This is a genomic window from Streptomyces scabichelini (assembly GCF_011045015.1).
GTDB classification, from domain to species: domain Bacteria; phylum Actinomycetota; class Actinomycetes; order Streptomycetales; family Streptomycetaceae; genus Streptomyces; species Streptomyces scabichelini.
In genome coordinates, this window is the sequence record NZ_JAAKZY010000131.1 from 1 (window position 1) to 15,874 (window position 15,874).

At 66.3% G+C, this 15,874-nt stretch carries 17 protein-coding genes; 5 read left to right on the forward strand and 12 right to left on the reverse strand.

Translation table 11 applies throughout. The annotated features are described in order from the left end of the window. Nucleotides 1-389 precede the first annotated feature (389 nt). Entirely contained in the window at nucleotides 390-965 is a 576-nt protein-coding gene (locus tag G5C60_RS32420) for a hypothetical protein (protein WP_206440265.1), read from the forward strand. Here the strand turns inward: G5C60_RS32420 and G5C60_RS32425 are convergent. Both G5C60_RS32425 and G5C60_RS32430 read right to left on the reverse strand, forming a co-directional pair. Next, complete coding sequence (locus tag G5C60_RS32425) at nucleotides 958-1,455, reverse strand: hypothetical protein (RefSeq protein WP_165264588.1); 498 nt, start codon at nucleotides 1,453-1,455, stop codon at nucleotides 958-960. The two genes, G5C60_RS32420 and G5C60_RS32425, sit on opposite strands and share 8 nt — an antisense overlap. Before the next feature lie 190 nt (nucleotides 1,456-1,645). Beyond that, nucleotides 1,646-6,220, reverse strand: coding sequence for an FtsK/SpoIIIE domain-containing protein (locus G5C60_RS32430; RefSeq protein ID WP_165264589.1), 4,575 nt, complete (start codon nucleotides 6,218-6,220; stop codon nucleotides 1,646-1,648). A 289-nt stretch (nucleotides 6,221-6,509) separates the two neighbouring features. On the opposite strand from G5C60_RS32430, the gene G5C60_RS32435 reads away from it, so the two are divergent. After that, on the forward strand, nucleotides 6,510-6,809 hold the full coding sequence (locus G5C60_RS32435) for a WXG100 family type VII secretion target (RefSeq protein ID WP_165264590.1): 300 nt from the start codon (nucleotides 6,510-6,512) through the stop codon (nucleotides 6,807-6,809). 73 nt (nucleotides 6,810-6,882) lie between these two features. Here the strand turns inward: G5C60_RS32435 and G5C60_RS32440 are convergent, their stop codons facing one another. From G5C60_RS32440 to G5C60_RS32485, 10 genes are all read right to left on the reverse strand, one after another. Beyond that, on the reverse strand, nucleotides 6,883-7,563 hold the full coding sequence (locus tag G5C60_RS32440; RefSeq protein WP_165264591.1) for a hypothetical protein: 681 nt from the start codon (nucleotides 7,561-7,563) through the stop codon (nucleotides 6,883-6,885). A gap of 575 nt (nucleotides 7,564-8,138) precedes the next feature. Then, nucleotides 8,139-8,729: a hypothetical protein gene (locus G5C60_RS32445; protein WP_165264592.1), complete on the reverse strand. Its 591-nt coding sequence runs from the start codon at nucleotides 8,727-8,729 to the stop codon at nucleotides 8,139-8,141. Next, on the reverse strand, nucleotides 8,726-9,343 hold the full coding sequence (locus tag G5C60_RS32450; protein ID WP_165264593.1) for a hypothetical protein: 618 nt from the start codon (nucleotides 9,341-9,343) through the stop codon (nucleotides 8,726-8,728). The genes G5C60_RS32445 and G5C60_RS32450 overlap by 4 nt, the downstream gene beginning before the upstream one ends. Before the next feature lie 7 nt (nucleotides 9,344-9,350). Continuing rightward, nucleotides 9,351-9,734, reverse strand: a complete 384-nt coding sequence (locus G5C60_RS32455) for a hypothetical protein (protein WP_165264594.1) — start codon at nucleotides 9,732-9,734, stop codon at nucleotides 9,351-9,353. A 54-nt stretch (nucleotides 9,735-9,788) separates the two neighbouring features. Further along, nucleotides 9,789-11,147 (reverse strand): hypothetical protein, encoded by a 1,359-nt coding sequence (locus G5C60_RS32460; RefSeq protein WP_338145996.1) that lies wholly within the window; start codon nucleotides 11,145-11,147, stop codon nucleotides 9,789-9,791. Next, nucleotides 11,144-11,443 carry a hypothetical protein gene (locus tag G5C60_RS32465; protein WP_165264595.1) on the reverse strand — a complete coding sequence of 100 codons (300 nt, stop codon included), beginning with the start codon at nucleotides 11,441-11,443 and terminating at the stop codon, nucleotides 11,144-11,146. The genes G5C60_RS32460 and G5C60_RS32465 overlap by 4 nt, the downstream gene beginning before the upstream one ends. 40 nt (nucleotides 11,444-11,483) lie before the next feature. After that, nucleotides 11,484-12,365, reverse strand: a complete 882-nt coding sequence (locus tag G5C60_RS32470) for a hypothetical protein (RefSeq protein WP_206440267.1) — start codon at nucleotides 12,363-12,365, stop codon at nucleotides 11,484-11,486. Between the two features lie 149 nt (nucleotides 12,366-12,514). After that, a complete protein-coding gene (locus G5C60_RS32475; RefSeq protein ID WP_338145997.1) occupies nucleotides 12,515-13,171 on the reverse strand; it encodes a hypothetical protein in 657 nt (218 codons plus the stop codon). Nucleotides 13,172-13,491: 320 nt separating this feature from the next. Then, entirely contained in the window at nucleotides 13,492-13,857 is a 366-nt protein-coding gene (locus G5C60_RS32480) for a hypothetical protein (RefSeq protein ID WP_165264585.1), read from the reverse strand. Then, nucleotides 13,854-14,150: a hypothetical protein gene (locus G5C60_RS32485; RefSeq protein ID WP_165264586.1), complete on the reverse strand. Its 297-nt coding sequence runs from the start codon at nucleotides 14,148-14,150 to the stop codon at nucleotides 13,854-13,856. The genes G5C60_RS32480 and G5C60_RS32485 overlap by 4 nt, the downstream gene beginning before the upstream one ends. A 164-nt stretch (nucleotides 14,151-14,314) precedes the next feature. On the opposite strand from G5C60_RS32485, the gene G5C60_RS32490 reads away from it, so the two are divergent. The 3 genes from G5C60_RS32490 (at nucleotide 14,315) to G5C60_RS32500 (ending at nucleotide 15,760) form a co-directional block, all read left to right on the forward strand. Further along, on the forward strand, nucleotides 14,315-14,542 hold the full coding sequence (locus tag G5C60_RS32490; protein WP_165264596.1) for a GntR family transcriptional regulator: 228 nt from the start codon (nucleotides 14,315-14,317) through the stop codon (nucleotides 14,540-14,542). A gap of 39 nt (nucleotides 14,543-14,581) precedes the next feature. Continuing rightward, entirely contained in the window at nucleotides 14,582-15,100 is a 519-nt protein-coding gene (locus G5C60_RS32495; protein WP_165264597.1) for a hypothetical protein, read from the forward strand. A 129-nt stretch (nucleotides 15,101-15,229) separates the two neighbouring features. Beyond that, nucleotides 15,230-15,760 carry a Uma2 family endonuclease gene (locus G5C60_RS32500; RefSeq protein WP_206440268.1) on the forward strand — a complete coding sequence of 177 codons (531 nt, stop codon included), beginning with the start codon at nucleotides 15,230-15,232 and terminating at the stop codon, nucleotides 15,758-15,760. Nucleotides 15,761-15,874 lie beyond the last annotated feature (114 nt).

Consider the following 15,874-nt stretch of genomic DNA (forward strand, 5'->3'; position numbering starts at 1 on the left):
GGGTGTCGGGGTCTGATGGGGCCATGGAAAGGCCAAGTCGACCATCTGTTGGGATGGATGGGGCGGACGAGGCTTTCCGGGCCGACGGAGCCGCGGCGGCCAGCGGGTCCGCGCCGGCCGACGGGTCCGCGCCAGCCGACGGTCCCGCTCTGGCCAATGGGCCTGCTCTGGCCAATGGGCCTGCCCCCGCCGGGGTGTTCGGGCCGCCGGATCCTTCGTACGCGGCGGCGGCTCGGGCTGAGCAGGCGGCTTCGGTGGCGGACGTACCGACGTACGTCCCGGAATCCCATCAGGGCCCGGAAACGGGAACGGCAATGGGACCGGGACCGGGAAGGGCATCGGGATCGGGATCGGGATCGGGTCCCGGTCCCGGGAAGCTGTCCGTCTCCGTGGCCGCGACCTCCGCGCCGGGGGCCAACGGCCGTGGGCGGAGGGTGAGTTGCACGGTGGCGCTGGCGGTCGCGGGGGCGTTGGCGGTGGTGACGATCGGCTCTGCGTTCCTGTTCGACCTGCTGCCGGGCGGAGGTTCGGGCGGGTCGGACGAGAGCAGCAGCGACGCAGGGGCCGCGAGGCCGAGCGTGACCGCGGGCACCGACGCACCGGCGACCGGAGCGGCCGTCCCCAAGCGCTACCTGGGCACCTGGGAGGGCGACGGCGTCGCCCTCAACGGCACCCTCCCCATGGGCAAGTTCCGCGTCACCGTCCGCCAGGCCGGCGTGGGCGAACAGTTCGGCACGTTCCGCCAGACCGACCTGATCGGCGGCCACTGCGACACCGTACTCGTCCTCAAGAAGGCCACCCCCGAACAAATCACCGCCACCAGCGTCGCCAAGAAGTCCAAGGACGCCGTGTGCACGACGGGTCGCCACGAGGTACGTCTCACTCCGGTCGGCGACGACCTGAGGTACGAGACGGACAACTCGGAGGCGGGGGATCCGGTGGCGCGGATGAACAGGCTCAAGTAGCCGAAGGCTCCGCCGAGTCGGACGTCGTACGTGTGCGGGTGGCCTGGAGCTTGACCAGTACGGTGACCAGCGCCACCGCCACGAGGGTCGCGGCCAGGCCGACGGCCCACACGTATGGGTACTGCTCGTGGACCCAGCAGGGTCCGCCCTCGCTGGAGCAGCTGTAGCTGCGATTACGCTTCTTGGGCCGCCATGCCCCGAAGATCACGACCAGGAACAGCATGGACGCGGCCAGGCCGGGGAGCGAGGCCGCTGCCCAGGCGAGCGAACGGGCCTTGCTCTTCTTCCACCTCATACGCGTCAGCGGCGCGATCATCGCGGCCACCGCGAGGGCCCCCAGGCCGCCGGCGGTTCCCGCGAAGCCGTAACCGCCGCCGGGCCAGTCCGGGGCGATGTCGCCCCAGATCGTGGGGCCCCAGGTCTGGGCTGAAATGACGAGCCCGACAATTCCCCCGGCGAAGGTGAGGCTGCACAGCCAGGCGAGAACCACTCCGCGCCTCGACGTGCGCTCCCTCCCCGGCTTCCGCGACGAGGCCGGCCGCTTCCGCGAGTGCTCGTACCGCAACGCGGCACCCGTCGCCCGCCTCCGCTTCTGCCTGGCCGATCCGCTCACAGTCCCCTCGTCTCGCTCTGTTGACCTGTCTCTGTCCACGCGCGCCCGATTGCCGGAGCGGCGAGTTTCAGCCCGGGATGACGACCGTACGCAGTTCCCCGTCACCGAGATGCAGCAGACCCTTGCCCGGGGCGATCTGGCCGCCGACCATGCTGCGCGACATCCGTAGGCCGATGAGGTCGCCGCTCGACGATTCCTGGGGGGAGAGCAGGAGGCCGCGGCGGCTCTTCTTCGCGTCGACCTGCCAGCCGGAGAAGCCGCTGCAGACGTCCTCCTCGTCACCTGCGATGACAAGCGCCAGCCCTCGTTCGGCGCCGCGCTGGACGATCCGCTTCATCTGAGGCCCGGCGTCGCAGTCCTCGAGGATCTCCCCGTCGTCGACCAGTACGGCGATCGGTTCCTCCAGGGACGCAGACTCGATGATCTCCTCGAAGTCGTCCTCGTCGATGTCGTCGCCGGTGTACACCTTCAACACGCCATCGGCGCCATCCAGTTGGCGCAGCGGTGACTGGCGTGGAGCGGCGATGACGAGACGTACTCCCTGAGCCAGATACGACTGTGCGAGGTTCATCAACGCCGTCGAGCGGCCCGACTTGGCGGGACCCGCGATGACGAACGCCGGCACACCCTGGGCGAGGTCCGGGCCGAATCCGACGATCTCGTCACCTCCGATGCCCACCATGGCCCACAGCTTGGAGCGGGAAGCGTCGGGGTCGCGGAGCTCCCAGGCGTCGCCGAAGGAGATCCGGCTCGGCAGGCTGTCGACGCGGAACGGGCGCCTGGCGCGCGGTACTCCGGCGTCCCGCTCCGCCGCTGCCTCGCCGATCGCCGTGAGGGCTGCGGCCTGGCCCTGACCGGTGGTGTCCTCGGAGAGCAGAGCGAACTGTGTCTCCGTACCGGACTCGTTCTTGAAACCGCGGCCCGGCGGAATCTCCTCCGGCACCTTGCGTGTCGGGATGCCGAGCGTCGAGAAGTCACTGCGATCTGCCAGCCGCAGCCCGTACTTGTCCTCGGTCAGGGTCGCGATACGGCCGACCAGCAGCGTACGGTCGCCCGTCAGCACCAGGTGGATGCCGACACTCGCACCCTCGCGCATCATCGTGGTGAGCTCGTCCGTGAGCGAGCCGTGGTCGATCTCGCCGAGTGTGGGCACCCAGCCCTCCCAGCGGTCCAGCAGGATGACGATGTGCGGCAGCCGCTCGTCCTCGGCGGCCGCGGCCCGCTGTTCTCCGATGTCCGCGAAGCCGCTCTCGGCCAACAGGTCTTGGCGTCGGGAGAGTTCGCCCTTGAGGCGGTTGACCAGCCTGACCACGCGCTCGGTCTGGTTGCGCCCGACGACCGCGCCGCAGTGCGGCAGGCGGGTCAGTGCGTTGAGCGCGCCGTTGCCGCAGTCGATGCCGTAGAGGTGGACGTCGGCACACGAGTGCGTACGGGCCAGGGAACCCGCGATGGTCCGCAGGATCTGGGAGCGGCCACTGCGCGGCGCCCCACCGATCATCAGATGCCCGAAGGTGGAGAAGTCCACGGCGACCGGGCGGCGCGCCTGGGCGGCCGGCAGGTCCTCGACGCCGTACGGAGCAGGCGGCAGCGTGCCCGGAGTTTCCGCCGCCTGTGGCGTCGGGATCTCGTCGAGCAGCAGCGTCTCGGAGAGCGCGGGCAGCCAGGGGCTGTGCTGGGCCGGAATACCCAGGGTCTGGTTGGCGTCGCGTACCGCGTCGACCAGGACCTTCAGATCGGTGATCTCTTCTTCTTCCCGCGCCTCGGCCTTCGGCTTCACCAACGCGGTACGGCCCAGGTCCTCCCAGGTGAGTGCCCCCGCCCAGGGGGCGAGGAGCTGCGGGTCCGCGGCTCCGGGGCGGCGCCCACCGACGCGCCCCGACTGGAAGGGGACGAGCGAGGCATGCCCGAGACGCACATAGGCACGACCCGGGGTGCTCTTCGAGATATGCCCGGCCTCGGGGGAGTCGATGACATCGGTGGACTCGCCGCCGTCCGTCACACGCAGCGCGATACGGAGGTTCGTGTTGGCGCGGATCTCGGGGGAGACCACGCCGCTGGGCCGCTGCGTGGCCAGGAGCAGGTGGATGCCGAGGGAACGGCCTCGCTGGGCGATGTTGACGAGACCTGTCACGAAGTCGGGCAGGTCGCGCACCATCGATGCGAACTCGTCGATGACGATGAGGAGTCGGGGCACGGGAGGGTGCGAGGGATCGCGTCGTACGAGGTCTTGGTAGTCCTCGATGTCCTTGGCGTCGGCGGCGGCGAGGATGTGCTCACGCCGCTTCAGTTCGGCGCCGAGCGATTCCAGGGCCCTCTCGACGAGGTGTGCGTCGAGGTCGGTGACCATACCGACCGTGTGCGGCAGCTTCACGCAGTCCTTGAACGCCGAGCCACCTTTGTAGTCGACGAGCACGAACGTCATGTTCTCGGGGGTGTTGGCCACCGCGAGCGCGGCCACGATGGTCTGCAGCAGCTCCGACTTACCGGAACCGGTCGTACCGGCGATCAGACCGTGCGGCCCGTCTTTGCGCATGTCGATGCCGAACGGCCCGTCGTACGACTCACCGATGACTGCCAACGTCGACTGGCCGCCCATACGCCAGCGCGCGGTGATGGCATCGCTCGTGGGCGGCTCCAACTGCAGTACGTCGAGCAGGCGGCTGGAGGCGGGAAGCGCGGAGTCCTCCGTCTCGCCGCTGATGTCGCGCAGCGGCGACAGTGAGCGGGCCAGGCGGAGGCACCAGGCGGCGGAGACGAAGTCGGGGCGCACCTGGGCGACCCGTTCGGTCCCCGCCTCCTCGACTCGCAGCCGCAGCTTGTCGGTCCCGTCGCGCCCGGCGGGCTGGTTCGCGGCCGTGTGCCAGGCCTGCATGGAAGGGAAATTGCCGGCGGTCGGCCGGGGGATGCCTCCTTGAGGCTGCTGATTCGCGTCCGCTGCCTGGCTGTTCGCCTCGCCGGGCTCCTGCGGCTTCGGCTCGGCGATGACCATGGCCTGGCACTCGCCGGGCAGGAACCGCTCCTCGGCGTCGAGACACAGCGCGTACATCGACACGCTCGGCCCCTCGCGCAGCAGCCGCACCACTCCTGGCAGGGACCGCAGGCGGCGGGAACCGTCCCAGATGACGACGATGTCCGGGTCGCTGAAGGACGAGGCCTGGCCGCGGTTCTCCTGCGCCGCCTTGGTGCGCGCGTCGAGGATCTGCGTCAGTTCACCGATGCGAGCGCCGACGGTTTCGGCGTCGGTGCCGATCAGCAGGTTGATGTCCTGGCCGCCGGAGGGCCGCGCGTGCGGCAGCCAGCGCGCCCAGTCCCAGCTGTCCTGTGCGGTGTTCTCACTCAGAACGTAGAACTGCACATCCATCGGGCTGTGCAGGGCCGCGGTCTGCGCCACAGCCCAACGGCCGAGCGCACGGGCCGAGTCGCCCGGTCCCGCCATGCCGATGACGCCGAGGGAGCGCAGCGACAGCGCGACGGGTGCGTCCTCGATCTTCCAGGTGACCTGCCGACGATGCTCGTCCTGTTCGGGGTCGTCCAGTACGACCTCCGACGGAAGCTGCCCTGTGCCCACGCGCACCAGCAGATGGTCGCGGTCGGTGCGCCGCCGCTCCCACAACCGGGTACGCGGACCAGTGCCGAGGGAGAGGACCGTGGCGGGGTCGGGAATGGCGTGTCGTCGGTCGAGGCGCTCGGTGACGAGGGCTTCCTGTGCGTCTTTCTCGATGCGCTGCTTGTGCTCCTTGTACTCCTTGACCTGCTTCGCATGGGACTTCCGCCCGTGCTTCTTGTCCATGAAGTAGTTGCCGAAGAGTATGAGCGGGCTCAGCGCGGCCATGATCAGGTAGTACCAGCGACCGAAGATGGCCACAGCGACGACCGCGCCGACGAGCGGAGTCAGCGCCATGAGCCAGGGCAGCGGCCTCGCTTCGAAGTCCCGGGGCGGCGACGGCAGCCGGAACTTGGTCTGCCGATCCGGAGGACGCAGCCGTGGCGGCCGGTTGTAGTCGAGGCCTATGCCGTCCTCGGACCACTTGAGGGCGGCGTCCGGCGGGGAGTACCGGGTCAGTTCCAGCAGGGTGTTCCCCACGGCGATCTGCCCGCCAAGAGGCCACGCGTCGCCTTCGAGCTCCGCTCCGTCGAGGGTGACGCCCTCCTTGTCCCCATGCACGGCGACTTGGCAAGTGCCATCGGTTGCAACTGACAACGTGAGCGCGCGGGCGTCGAGTTCGGGGTCGTCGATCCGGATGTACGAGGCCGACCCGCTTCCGATGTCGTACCGCCCGATCCCGAGCCGGTGCACAGCACCTGCCACGGGCCCGCCGACCACCCGCAGTTCGACCAGTCCGGTGGGCTCGCCCGGCAGGCAGCCGGCGGGGTCCTGAAGGCTGACGACGGCTCCCTCCCGCAGAGGTGAGCCGACGGCGGTGGCGCTGGGGTCGAGGGCGTAGCCGTCCACGTACACCATGGGCGCGCCGTTCCTGGGAGCCTGGTGCTGCCCGAGCGGAATGACTTGGGCACCGCTGTGCCCGACTTGCCGTGCCAGTTCCTGCGCGATGTCCCCGACAGTGGACTCAGGATCCGCATCGAGTACGACGTCTGCGGTTTCACCGCCGAATGGATCGACGACGGTCAGAGTCAGGCGCACGCTTGTCCTCCCCACGGCCCCGTGACCGCTTCCGCAACGCAGGCCACAGTGGGAGCGACGATATCGGCTCCTTACCACTGGAGGGCAACGGGCTGCCCCCTCCGCCTTCCCAGTGGCAACGCCGTGTGCACCAGTTCACGGCCGATTGTTGGGGGAACGGGGATGTGTCCTCATGGGCCCCACCCGTAAGCTGCTGGCTCAAGAGCGGAAGATCGCACCGATCGCACAATCCGCATCAAGAGGTGCCACGGGGGTTGGCCCTGCGGCGAGTTGACTAGGAGTGGGCTGTATGGCCAAAGACCTTGACGTCACATATCAGGACATGCGTGATGCGGCCAAGCATGTCGTGAAGGAGAAGGAAAAGCTCCAGGAGAAGCTCGACGGATTGCGGAAGTACATCGCGAATCTGGTCGAGAGCGGCTACGTCACCAAGAGCTCGTCGAAGGCCTTCGACGAGAACTTCGACGAATTCGTTCGCGGAGCCAAGGACACCATGGACGGCCTGGACGGCATGGGTGACTACCTGACCATGGCCGCGGACAAGTTCGAGCAGATCGATGAGGAGCTGGCGCGGTCGGCCAAGAAGTGACGGCCTGAGAGGCGCCCGCCCGGTCCGGCAGCGGATGTTGAACGCACCGGGCGGGCGCCCGCCTGGGGGCGCGTCAGCTGTCGGGGAGTGGCTGCCGGAGCACGTACATGTGGAGGTCGCTGCGGAGTTCTTCGGTATCGACTCGCAGCCAGGATCCGTCTCGGAAACGGATCAGCAGCATCCTCGTCTCGAACTCACCGGAGAAAGGGTCGACGAGGGTTGCTTCGGTGGCGGGAAGGTGGGCGACGATCTGCATGTGTTTCTCCCGTCCCACGCTGACGCGCTGCGGTGGAGCCGCCAGGACGATGCCTTCCTGGGTCGCGAGCAGCAGTCGCTGGTGGTGGGTGGAGTGGCTGTACCAACGCAGCAGGAACTGCCCGGCGTTGCTGTGCCAGTTTCCGTCGAAGACCTTGTCGAGGCGTTGTTGGGTAATGGTGGCGTCCCGACGCTTGTCCTCCTCCTTCTTGGCTCGCCACCGTTCCTTTTCTTCCTTCGTGCCGAGGGACCGCTTGATGGCTTCTTCGGCGTCGGACAGAAGGCTCAACAGCATGATGAGGGGCATGAACGGTGCACCGAGCACCGCGCCGATCATGCCCAGCGGGGGCAGTCTGGCAGGGCGGAGACGGGGGTTGCCCGCGGCCTGGAGTACGTCCGCCGGGGGCTGCGGGATCTTGTCGATCCAGCACCATTCGCCCGCTTCGGAATGAATGCCAAGGCGGTCCGTTGCCGCGCGCTGCTTGCCCCTACGTGTCACGTCAAGACTCTCCTTGCCGACGCGGAACAGGATCGGTGTGTCGGAGAGTCATCTGACTCCGAGACATCGTCCAAGAGCCATCAGAAGCGCCCTAGCCCTGACCGGCCGCCCCCTGTGGAGGATGCTTCGTTATCGTCGTGCTTCTCTCACCATCGTGACGTGCCCGGAATTGGTGCCGTCATGCGGTACTTCATCTTGCTGTACGCGCCGCCCGGGACTGCGCCGCCGCTCTTGAAGCGGTGTCGAGCCCGGTGGTGACCACCCATTTTCGGATTAAGGCGACGTCCACCAGTGCCTTAGGAGTCCGCTCCTGCCGTCATCAGTAGGACTCCCACGATCGTGAATCTGCCGAAGGGCGTGGTCGCCAGCAGCCACACGCCGCCGAATGAGGACATGACTCCGCCGCTGAACATCAGGGCTTGCCGCGCGCGTTCGGGAATGGCTCCTGGCGGAATCCAGGACATGACGATCGGTTTCCAGGTTCAGGTATGGGGTGTGGTCGCGACGGTCACCGCAGCGTGTCCTGACCATCGCAACACATCGCGACCGCAGCGGTATCCCGCCATCTCGGGACGTCAGCCGCCGTCTGTGAGCCGGAGGCTTCTGGCGAAATCGTCGATGGCGTCGAAGGAGGCTTCGAGGAGAGCAGGGTCGTCGTAGTGGCCCTTGAGAACCAGGTCGATGTCGTGGGCCGGGTCGTTCCAGGCGTAGGCGACGGAGAGCATCAGGCCGCCGTCGGGACCGGTCCAACTGCGTAGACAGCGCAGGCCTTCGCCAAAGTGGGGCGAGTCGAACGGGGTCGTCTCCACGCGCTGGCTGGCGGCGGCGGTTGTGGGGTCCGGTTCCGCAAGCATGCTCAGATGCAGAGGGCTGTGTTCCTCATCGCAGGCGAATTGCTTGGTGAAGAAGACAAGTGGTGCGGCCTGCGGCGGTATCGGACCAAAGATGAATGCCTGTTCGGCCTCGACACGGTCCCGCAGCATGGTGGCCGAGCCCTCCAGAAACTTCTTCATCTGCCGCTTCTCACGCCAGGTGAGCTTGCGCTGGTGAAGCAGGGCACTCGCGTCGAGTTGCAGGTCCAACCACTGTGCGAACTCCGACTTGGTCCCGCCCAGCGGCATGTGAAACCACAGGGCCGGATCGGAGTCGGTCTCGACGATCATCATGCGTAGCTCCAACGAAAGGTGGTCATAACGGCATCGAAGAGCTCCACCAGGGTCTCGGTGAACTCGACGTCCATATCGGGGATCGCCAGCGTGCTGAACGAAAAAGTCAGCCACTGGGCGGGGACACTGTGCGGGATCGGCACGGTGTACTGCACCCGCCAGGACGGCACGTCGACCCCCTTGTCCGGGTCGGCGGGCAGCTTCTGGAGGGTACGCACGGCCGCCGTTCCATCGAGTTCCCGGACTGAGGCGTCCTCGGCGTCACGGGCGAGGTCCATGAGTACGGCCTCGGGCTCAAGGTTCGCTCTCGGTGCCCCCAGCGGCTCGGAGGCCACGAAGGAAGCCGGGATGAGCATCCCGTGCATCCGCTCGACAGGGAGGTAGAGCGTCAGACCATCCGAGCTGCGAGCGTGCCGAATGGTCTTCTTCAGCTCTTTCGTGAGCTGCAGCCGGGCCTTGGGGATGTCGTCCTTTGGGAATCCGGCAGGCAGTTGAGAAACGGACTTCCGCACGATCCGCTGTATTGCCTCTTTTGTTCCGCTTTGAAGCGGAATAGTGTCCCATCCGGGCGGTGGAACGAGATTGAATCCGTTTGGGACGCGGGCGGATTCCACGGACGTCTCAGGATGTGGCACTGCGGTTCCGAATCTTCTCTGCGACCGAGGTCGCGCCAACCAGCACAGTGAACAAAGGGGCTCCCACGATTCCTGGCCAGAAGGAGCTGAAAAGGCTGGGCAGCAGAAGGGACCAGCCCATGGCCAGGTCACGCGTCAGCAGCGGTGGTCGCTTACTAGGCGTGGGATTCTTGATCAAGATCCATAGGAGATGGAGCAGGCAGCCCGCCAGCATGGCCCAGTAGATCCAAAATAGGACCGCACGACTGTCATCGGGGATCAGGAGCGAGATTCCGATCAACGGGACGATGGACACCAGCGCGCCGATGATGGTCACCCGCACCTTGAAATTCGCGCCAGTGCCCAACTGTTCCCTGAGAGACTCAGCCATTTCTCCTGCTCTCCGTGCCGAGGTCGGTCCTGTTCCGGGGCCGTATCCGATTGTTCACCAGTGAGTGTCCGGGGCGGGCATCCAGCCGCTCTCCTTCCAGGTGTTGTAGCCCTCGTTGTACGGCTTGTCTCCGGGAAGCAGGCCCTGCTCGTCCAGCCAGCCGATGGAGTCACTCTTGCTCAGCGACTTGTCCACGACGTCGACGCCCATACCACCGTACGCGGCGACCATGGATGCTCCGTACCCCGCGTGTCCGAGCTTGGAGTACCCGCCTGACACAGCGTCGCCAAAGACTCCCTTATTCGCGCGGAGCTGTCCAAACAGTCCTGCTGCCTCGTCATCGCCCAGGTGCGCCCACTTGGAGACCGTGGAAACGGGGGTCGGTCCCTTGGCGACCAGTCCGGCCTCCCCGGAGATCTTCTTCAGCGTGAAATGACGCAAATCCGAGAAGAACTTCCGGGACACGTCATCCTGGGCGTTCGCCATGGCTTTACTCAGATCGTCGAGCATTCCCTTGTGTGACCTGAGGCCCGCCTTGAGCCCGGCTGTCCGGCTGGCCTGGGCAGCCGTGGAGGTGACCTTGTTTGCTTTCGTGAGCGCGATGATACCGCCGCGGCCAAGGCCCATGAGAAGCAAACCGCCTACATCGAAGGCCAGATCGGTCCAGGATGCGTCGCCGGAGGCTACGAGCAGGGATCTGGTGAGGATGGTCAGAATGGCGATCCCGAGGACCAGGAAATTCAGGCCGGGAATCCAGATGGCGACAATGCCGGCGATGGTCGCGATCCAGCCGAGCGCATCAAGGACGGTCTTAATCCAGTCCGCGTTGTCGTGAACCCAGCCCTTGACGTTGTCCCACCACGAATCCTCGATTACGTCGTCGATCTCGTCCCTGATCTTGCCCGCATGGTGGTTGGCGCGGGTGTCACGATCACCGGTGATCGTGTTCAGCTGATTCCGATAAGTCTGCAGAGGGTCGTGATCGGTTCCACTGACGGACGGCTTCGGAGTGCCCTTGTCGCCGGAGCTGGCTTCCTTGGCCTTCTCGGCCTCGATCTCGTCCTGCTTCTCCTTGGCCTGGCGCAAGACCCGGTCTGCGTCGGACTGGAAGTCCTCCAACTCGTTGGCCCAGGTGGTGAGATGGCCGTGGACGCGCTCGTATCGACTGGCCACCTCCCGCATGTGCTTCTCCAGGGTGGAGGAGTCCTCCCGCAGGCGGTTGACGTATTTGCCCTTGAGTTTGTCTTCGTTGCTGAGGGTCTGGAGATTTTTCGCCTGGTCCCGGAGCTTCTTGGCGACTGAGACCATGTGGCGGACTTCGGCGCGGATCTCCTCCGGATCGCCGGGTACCGGGTCGGAGTCGCAGAGTGGCTGCCAGTCGACCGGGCGGCGCTTTGATGTCGCTGTCGTCACTTCTTCTGCTTCTTTTCGTCGCGCTTGCTCAGCTGTTTCTCAAGGTCTTCGAACGCCTTCTTGGTGCCGGCCACGAGCTTGCCGACCGACTCGATGCCCTCGATGAGCTTGGTGCGGTAGTCATCCCAGTTGTCGACGAAATCGCCCATGACGTCGGCTATCTCACCGGAGCCCCAGTGCTCGCGCATGTCGTCGCGACGGTTCTCGATGTCCTTGAACGTCCTCTCGAGCTGACCGAGCTTCCGCTCGGACTCCGCGAGGAATTCGAAGTCGACCGTCAGGTCCGGATCTCCCACTGAGTTCCCTCCCCCTGTGCGTGGTGTGGCGGTTATGTGATCAGCGGTTGACGGACTGGATCTCCTGGACGATGACGGCCTGGTCGTTGCCGAACTCGCCGTCGGGAAGGTCTCCGCCCGCGCCGCCGGTGCCGGCCCACGCAACTTCCCATGTGACGGTTGCCTGGAGTTCGAAGGTGCCGTTGCCGGAGGAGCGGAGGTACTTGAGGCCGCAGGGAGGCGTTTGGTCGGCCTTGCCCTTGGCGTACGGCTCACCGATCGATCCGTCGTCGTTGATCGCGCATTCGCCGGAGGCGGGGTACGTCTCGGCCTCCTCGGTGCCCGGTTCCAGCCTGAGGGAGACCGGCTTGGCGGTGGTGGTCGCCTGGATGTTGAGCCCGCCGACGTTGAGCTGGGCGGTGACGTCAACCTCCTTGAACGTGGCCTTGTCCAGCCAGGCCCACGTCGGGAGGTTCACCTTGGTGTTCTCCTCGGGCGCGAGCGTGACCTCGGTCTCGGGGAGTTCGAGACGGTTGTAGGCGAGCTCGGCGAGAACCTCCGGGGTGACGGCGTTCGGGACCCCTGGATCGTCGCCGTTCTCGACCCAGAACGGCTGCTCGTCACATGCCTGAGCCTCCGGCTCCATCCAGCGGTCCTCGTCACGAACTGCGACCCACCAGTTGCCCTCGTCCGCCTTGTCCTTGTTGTAGTTCTTGTACTCGCCGTCCTTGTACTTGTCCCGGTACTGGCCGACTGACGTCTTGGCGTAGCTGTCCTGGCCGGGGGCGTTGACCGTCTCGTTGTAGCCGTCCTCGACGGACTTCCCGAACTGGTCCGGCGTACGGGGCTCGTACCAGCAGGCGGGTGGGGTCCAGTTGCCTACGGGTGTGACGTTCCCGGAGCCGCCGTCGTTGCCACCCGTGGTGCCGCTGTAAGTGATCATGGAAGCGATGCTGTTGCCGGATCGCGTGCCGCTGGTCTTCGGCTTCTCACCATTTGACGAGCCGGGCCCCCACCCCGCCATCGCCGGGCTTGGCGTCAGAGCGATTACTCCGGCCACTGCGCCGACTATGAACGACCTGCGGTGCCTGTTCACGGCGTGCACTTCTTGTTCCCCCGTTCCGATTCCAGCTTCGTGGTCTGCCAGACGCCCTGCTCGTTCTTCTCCAGGCGGGTGCTGTAGAGGACGTACGAGTCGTTGCTCACGGGAGTCTTGTCGACCTTGTTCGTCTCTCGGTCCTTGTTGAATGCTTTGCTCTCGTCGGAGCAAAAGGCGACACCAGCAAGGTTCTTGCCGAGCACGCTGATGTCGGGTGCGTAGTAACGCACCTCGCCGGTGAAGGTGGATCCGGAATCGATGACCGACTTGACCCAGTCCTGGCTGCCTGGGAGTGCGGTCCCGGCCTGGTAGAAGGACAGGGCTGGATCTTCAGGGTCACCTTTGACGACGGCGTGAGTGACAGCAGTCTGGGCCCGTCCTGCGTCCGCCAGAATCGCGTCTTTCGTCGCGTCGCCGGTCTTCCAGTTTTCGAAGGTTTCCTTGATGTCGTCGGGGAGCGTCATAGCGGGACGCTCGGCGTCGTCCGACGCGCTTGCGCCCGGCGAAGCCGATGTCTTCGTGTCGCCGGTGCCGGCCCCCGCGATCTTGTCGTTGTCCTTCGAGCTGTCGTCTCCGCTCCCGCAGGCCGTCAGTAGCAGGGCTGCGGTTGCGGCGAGCGCGGCAGCAACGGGCAAAGGGCGGCGCTTCACTGTGGACTCCCCGTGAGACATAGGTTCAGTCAAGAGCAACGACGGTATCTGTGGGGCGGACAGTTTCGCCACGGCGAACTTCCTTGCATGGCTGGGCAGATGGGAAGAAAACGGGGCAAGTCAAGAGCGCTTGTGGCCCGATTGTGTCTGGATGCGCGGAGGCCCCGAGCGCGGGATTTGCGTTCGGGGCCGAGTGCGGGGTGCTATTTGCCGGGATTCAGGCGTTGCTTGCGCGACGAGGGTTCCGTCGTGGCGTGAGGTGGTCGTTCAGATCTGGAACTCCTCGATGGCGGGCTCGGGTTGGGTCCGGAGTTCGTTATTCAGCAGGTCCTCTGAGCCGTGCTGTGTGCTTCCGTTCGGCAGCGTGGGCATTCGCACGGTGGGAACGCCCACGTACGCGGTACGGGCTGGGCGCGGCCACCGGTCAGAACCTCGACCTCACCCCGGTCCTCGGTCACGGTGCCCTGAGCGTTGACCTTGTAGACGCGGAGGGTGAGGCGGGAGCGTCGGCGAGGGGTCTCGGGGAGTTCCAGTCGGTCGGTCATGGGCGGGTAGTGGCCGGCGCACTCGGGGCATGCGTAGACGTTGAAGCCGGGCCCGGTGGCCGCGTGTACCTCGTGGACCAGTACTGGATGGCTCGTCGTGCGGTGGCAGCGTGCGCACATCCGCACGGCGGGGCGCGTCATCGGGTGGCCGCCGGTACGCGGACGCCGTGGATGTGGGTCGGGCCGACGTCGATGCCCAGGGTTGCGAGGTAGAGGGCCCGGCGGCGTTCGCGTTGGAGGCGGTGTTCGGCGGGGTCCAGCACGTAGGGGCGTACGAGACGGGACGCGCTGCCGTCGAGGAGTTCGGTGAACCGTGGCGACGGGGCGGGGGTGTACCGCAGCGGTGGGATGGCTCCGAGGCGGTGGCGGCCTCGGGGGCGTGGGGTGCAGATACTCAGCATCCAGGCGAGGAAGTGGAGAGTAAGGTCCAACATGTCGGCGCTCCTTCGAAGCGTTCGGCCAACGCCCCCGGGCCGTCCCATCGGCCGCGGGGGTTTTCTGTCGACCTACCGTAGAGCCACCTGTTACATCCTGTCTATACCTAGGTTATTAAAGGGGCCGCTATGCCTGCATCCCCGCGCCTACGTACAGTTCGCCTGTGTTCGAATTCGACCCCACCAGGCCCAAGTGGCAGCAGATCGCCGAGGTGATCCGGGAGCGGATCGCGAGCGGCGAGTACCCCGTGCGCGGGCTCATCTCCGAGGTGAAGCTGGAGCAAGAGTTCGGCGTTTCCCGGGTCACTGTGCGGAAGGCCACGGCTGCATTGCGGGCGGAAGGGCTTATCGTCACCACGCCGGGCATGGGCTCCTTCGTCGCCGAACGCTGATCTTCCGCGCCCAGCAGTCCGCCCTCATAAGGTGACCCGGTGTACATACCCTCCAACGCCCTCAACGGCAGCCGCCGATCCCGTCTCGCCATCGGTGTCATGCTCTGCATAGTCATGCTCATGCTCGGGATGGGGCTGACCGGCACCACGCTCCAAGGGACCGGCGGTGACGCGCCGGCCATCGTCGGCTTCGGGGCTGCGGCGGTGTCGGCGTACCTGCTCGCCTGGTGGAGTGCTCGTTTTTGGTACGCGGCTTTCTCTGAAGGGCGGCGTCCAGAGCCGGTTCCTCAGCCAGATCCGTGGCCCTGGGTGCCGCCGCCGTTGCTCATCGGCGTGGCTTTGGTCGTCTCCGGTGTCCGCGATTTGAGTCGCGGTGACACCAGTGGGTGGTTCGGGGTGGGGTTCGGCGTGCTGTTCGGGGGGTTCGGTCTGCTGGGGCTCGTAGTGCTGGTGCTGATGGGGCGTGTCTCCAGGAACGGGGTCGGTGACGCCTCCGCCGTGTCCGCGCAGACGACCGAGCCGCCGAGGCCGCGTCGGGACTGGGGTCCCATCGGCTGAAGCATTCCTCGGCGAACGACCCGACCGCCGCGAGCCGGTCTCGATGTGTCGACCGGGTCATCGATACGTCGAACCGCCTCGGCTCCGGCCAGCCATAATGCTCGCAGGAGGTGAGCCGCCGTGACTGTCATGAGTGATCTGATCGAGCGCGGCGGTATCCCCGAGGGCCACAAGGTCGAGGTCTTCGACGGCCGGGTGATCATGACCCCGAAGAGTCCGGAGCAGGACTGGACCGTCTCTGACGTCACGGATGCCGTGAAGGCCACAGGCATCGCGCGGGAGCGCGCCTTCGGCGGTGTCCTGGTGACCTTTCCCGGGGAGAACGACGCCGTGCCGGATCTGACGATCGTCGGATTCGACGCTGAGCGCCGCAAGAACAGTTACTCCTGTATCGACGTGCTCGCGGTGGTCGAGGTCCCGTCCGAGCCCGAGGACGAGAAGGACTACGTCCGGAACGTCCAGAAGTACGGACGGTTCGGGATCGACTTCTACATGATCGCCGACCCGTTCAAGAAGGTGGTCACGTTGATGTCGGAGCCGCATGCCTCCGGCTACGGGCGGGCCGTGGAGGTTCCGTATGGGGAGACGGTCAGCTTTACCTTGGCTACCGGAGAGCGTGTAAAGATCGACACCAGTACGTTCCCTTCGCGCGAGGCGTAAGAGACGTTCGGCGCGCGTCCTGGGGTTTGGCGGTTTGGCCCTGCCCGACCCGAATCCCAGGCCCCGCTCAACTGCTCGCAGCCGACAGGGGCAGCTATTCTCATCCGGTCCTGG

What these genes read in the sequence shown, in the direction of transcription:
- G5C60_RS32435 (WP_165264590.1), top strand. Translation starts at nt 6,510, where the DNA reads ATGGCCAAAGACCTTGACGTCACATATCAGGACATGCGTGATGCGGCC.
- G5C60_RS32470 (WP_206440267.1), bottom strand. Translation starts at nt 12,365, where the DNA reads ATGATCACTTACAGCGGCACCACGGGTGGCAACGACGGCGGCTCCGGG.
- G5C60_RS32455 (WP_165264594.1), bottom strand. Translation starts at nt 9,734, where the DNA reads ATGGCTGAGTCTCTCAGGGAACAGTTGGGCACTGGCGCGAATTTCAAG.
- G5C60_RS32480 (WP_165264585.1), bottom strand. Translation starts at nt 13,857, where the DNA reads ATGACGCGCCCCGCCGTGCGGATGTGCGCACGCTGCCACCGCACGACG.
- G5C60_RS32485 (WP_165264586.1), bottom strand. Translation starts at nt 14,150, where the DNA reads ATGTTGGACCTTACTCTCCACTTCCTCGCCTGGATGCTGAGTATCTGC.
- G5C60_RS32445 (WP_165264592.1), bottom strand. Translation starts at nt 8,729, where the DNA reads ATGATGATCGTCGAGACCGACTCCGATCCGGCCCTGTGGTTTCACATG.
- G5C60_RS32500 (WP_206440268.1), top strand. Translation starts at nt 15,230, where the DNA reads ATGAGTGATCTGATCGAGCGCGGCGGTATCCCCGAGGGCCACAAGGTC.